Source organism: Mammaliicoccus sp. C-M13 (assembly GCF_022386845.1).
GTDB classification, from domain to species: Bacteria; Bacillota; Bacilli; order Staphylococcales; family Staphylococcaceae; genus Mammaliicoccus; species Mammaliicoccus lentus.
Genome location: NZ_JAJNHQ010000029.1, coordinates 1 through 3082 on the forward strand (window position 1 = coordinate 1; position 3082 = coordinate 3082).

4 protein-coding genes are annotated in these 3082 nt (G+C 28.6%); 3 read left to right on the forward strand and 1 reads right to left on the reverse strand.

Going from position 1 to position 3082, the window contains the following annotated elements:
- The first annotated feature begins 51 nt into the window (after positions 1–51).
- The 3 genes from LQ615_RS13265 (at position 52) to LQ615_RS13275 (ending at position 2113) form a co-directional block, all read left to right on the forward strand.
- Positions 52–972: a protein rep gene (locus LQ615_RS13265; protein WP_107559460.1), complete on the forward strand. Its 921-nt coding sequence runs from the start codon at positions 52–54 to the stop codon at positions 970–972.
- A complete protein-coding gene (locus tag LQ615_RS13270) occupies positions 972–1154 on the forward strand; it encodes a hypothetical protein (RefSeq protein ID WP_239713618.1) in 183 nt (60 codons plus the stop codon). The genes LQ615_RS13265 and LQ615_RS13270 overlap by 1 nt, the downstream gene beginning before the upstream one ends.
- A gap of 653 nt (positions 1155–1807) precedes the next feature.
- On the forward strand, positions 1808–2113 hold the full coding sequence (locus LQ615_RS13275) for a hypothetical protein (RefSeq protein WP_049427954.1): 306 nt from the start codon (positions 1808–1810) through the stop codon (positions 2111–2113).
- A 178-nt stretch (positions 2114–2291) separates the two neighbouring features.
- Here LQ615_RS13275 and lnu(A) read toward each other — a convergent pair whose 3' ends face one another.
- Positions 2292–2777 carry a lincosamide nucleotidyltransferase Lnu(A) gene (lnu(A), locus tag LQ615_RS13280; protein WP_000700648.1) on the reverse strand — a complete coding sequence of 162 codons (486 nt, stop codon included), beginning with the start codon at positions 2775–2777 and terminating at the stop codon, positions 2292–2294.
- Positions 2778–3082 lie beyond the last annotated feature (305 nt).

Consider the following 3082-nt stretch of genomic DNA (forward strand, 5'->3'; position numbering starts at 1 on the left):
TTTTATATACATAGTTTGTGAAAAACCAAGTTGTTTTTTAAGTGTTATAACATGGATAAGTATACTGAGAAAAAACGTAGAAATCAAGTGTTCCAAAATTTTATTGAACGACACGTGGGGGAAAATCAAATGGCATTGGTAAAGGAATGTAATACCTTTTTGTCTTTTGTGACTGATAAGTCGTTAGAAAAACAGAAATTATATAAAGCCAATTCGTGTAAGAATCGCTTTTGTCCTGTTTGTGCTTGGCGTAAAGCAAGAAAAGATGCTTTAAGTCTATCTTTAATGATGCAGCATGTTAAACAGGCACATGAAAAAGAATTTATATTTTTAACGTTAACGACGCCTAATGTATCTAAAAATGAATTAGAAAATGAGATTAAGCATTATAATCAATCATTTAGACGATTAAGTAATCGAACAAAATTTAAAAAGGTTGTTAAGGGTTATGTAAGAAAATTAGAAATTACATACAACAAAGAACGAGATGATTATAATCCTCATTTCCATGTGTTAATTGCGGTTAATAAATCGTATTTTACTGATAAAAATTATTATATTAATCAAAAAGAATGGTTAAATTTGTGGCGTGATGTAACAGGGATTGAAGAGATTACACAAGTTCATGTTCAAAGAGTTAAAACTAATAATAATAAAGAACTTTATGAAATGGCTAAATATTCAGGGAAAGATAGTGATTATTTAAGTAATCAAAAAGTATTTGATGCTTATTATCAATCTTTGAAAGGGAAACAAGTTTTAGTGTATTCAGGTTTATTTAAAGAAGCGAGAAAGCTATTAAAAAATGGCGATTTAGATTATCTAAAAGAGATTGATCCGACTGAATATATTTATCAAATTTTTTATATTTGGAAACAAAAAGAATATTTAGCGAGTGAACTGCATGATTTAACAGAACAAGAAAAAAGAGAGTTAAATCATCAAATGATTGATGAAATTGAGGAAGAATAATGCTTATAAATTGTGATAAATTTTTTGTGGAAGAGTTGCAAAAAAACGGTTATGAAATTGACTATAAAAAAATTGTAGATATATATAAGACTTCAAGAAATTCTGATGGATTTAAAAAAAGACAATTAAAAAAAGAGAAAAAAGCAACTGAAATACAAAAACATATAGAAAAATATTACTAAACGTTAGCTAAAAAGCTAGCGTTTTTTTATTTTTTAATCCCTGGGGGAACTATAGCGTTTAACCAGCATGGTTACCCACTTTTTATGCCAATTTTTAAATTTGCATGTAGATGGGCAGTGTCTAAAAATTAGTCACTGGTTTTGCTCAAATTTTTGTTTGTGAAAGGCAATTATTTTTATTTGGCTCTCATTTGCGTTTTAAGAGCCGATATAGGTTTTTAGGTATAAAACTATATAAATAACCCCTAATTCTTTAAAATGACCCTTTAAAATTCAAAATAAAGGCATAAAAAATAAAAGCTATCTCAAAATTGAGATAGCTTTTTTCTTTCGTACGGTCTGTTTATTTTTCTTTCGACGCCGTATCGTCGATGGAATTCAAAAAAGTTATGGGCTATAAATCTACATCACTTTTTCAAGAATGTAGTAGCAATATTCAAGACAAATTAATTTTTATAACTGCTCGGAATATCTCAAGCCGTTTCTTTAATTTTGAAATAAAAAATCGACGAAGGTCGATTATGGTTTTCGCACCGTTTGGAACAAACGTATAAGTGCGCCCTTACGGGATTTAACTAGATTATAACGATGAAAAATAGACCTGTAAAGCAATAACTATTGTGATAAAGTTTGTTAAAAAAGGAGGTATTAATTTGATATTTATATATATAATATTTTCGGCTATTTTACTTTATTACGCTTTAAAATATGGAATTAGAAATGGTTTTGTTGACCTTGAAGCGAATAAAGAAGGCTTAGTTTACTATAAAAAAAGCGCTAGTTTACTTGAAGAGATAGGAAATATTTATAGTAGAGTTTCTATATCTAAATCTAAAGAAGCGAAAGCTATCTATAATGAGGCTTTTGACATATTACTTTCTGAAAAAAAGCCGAAAATTATATTTAAAGAATTAACTGATAAGAAAGAAGAAATTTTTAAATTAAGTATAGATGATTAACTAGCTTTAAATGACGCATTTATGCCGAGAAAATTTATTGATCGTTGAGAAGAACCCTTAACTAAACTTGAAGACGAATGTCGGCATAGCGTGAGCTATTAAGCCGACCATTCGACAAGTTTTGGGATTGTTAAGGGTTCCGAGGCTCAACGTCAATAAAGCAATTGGAATAAAGCAATTATGTTATTGATTTTAAATTTTTTATATCAAAATGGTCTTTTTCTGTTAAGTCATAACCAGAATGAAAAAGAAGCTGAGCTTCTTTTGAAATACATGGTATTTTTCGACCTTTATAATTAGTTTCTGAAAACCATTCATTTTGAAAAACGTAATTGCCACCTTCTGGATTTGCTTGAGTAATGGAACCATCATCATTTAAATTTATGGGATGAATATCTAAATATCCATATTTTTTATGTTTAAGTTCCATGCGTGAAGGCATCCAATCAACTTCTATTTTATATCCTATATCTTCTAATTTTTGTATAACTTTTTGAGTGTGTTGAGCGTCAAAATCTATATCTATATCTCTGTGTTCTCTTTGTTGTTTTCCAGTTAATACATCTACACCCCAACCTCCATCTAACCAATAAGTTACTTCCATTTTTTCAAATAAGTCTAAAATATAAAATAAATCCTTTTCTGTTACATTATTAATTTTCATTTTATCCCTCCTAATTTAGGAATTTGAAACGAGTTGAAAACGAGTTTCTTCTTGTCTTGATAATAAGGGTAACTATTACAGAGTGGAATAGTTACCCTTAAAGCATTGGTATATCTGGTTTAAAGTACAAAAAAAGTTGCTTTTTCATACCTAGTAATGTAGTGTTTTAAGTGACCAAACAAAAAACTTTACATGAAAGGAGAAAAAGCAACTTTTTTATATACATAGTTTGTGAAAAACCAAGTTGTTTTTTAAGTGTTATAACATGGATAAGTATACTGAGAAAAAACGTAGAAATCAAGTGT

Coding starts and splice junctions, on each gene's coding strand:
- LQ615_RS13265 (WP_107559460.1), top strand. CDS start 52: ATGGATAAGTATACTGAGAAAAAACGTAGAAATCAAGTGTTCCAAAAT.
- LQ615_RS13270 (WP_239713618.1), top strand. CDS start 972: ATGCTTATAAATTGTGATAAATTTTTTGTGGAAGAGTTGCAAAAAAAC.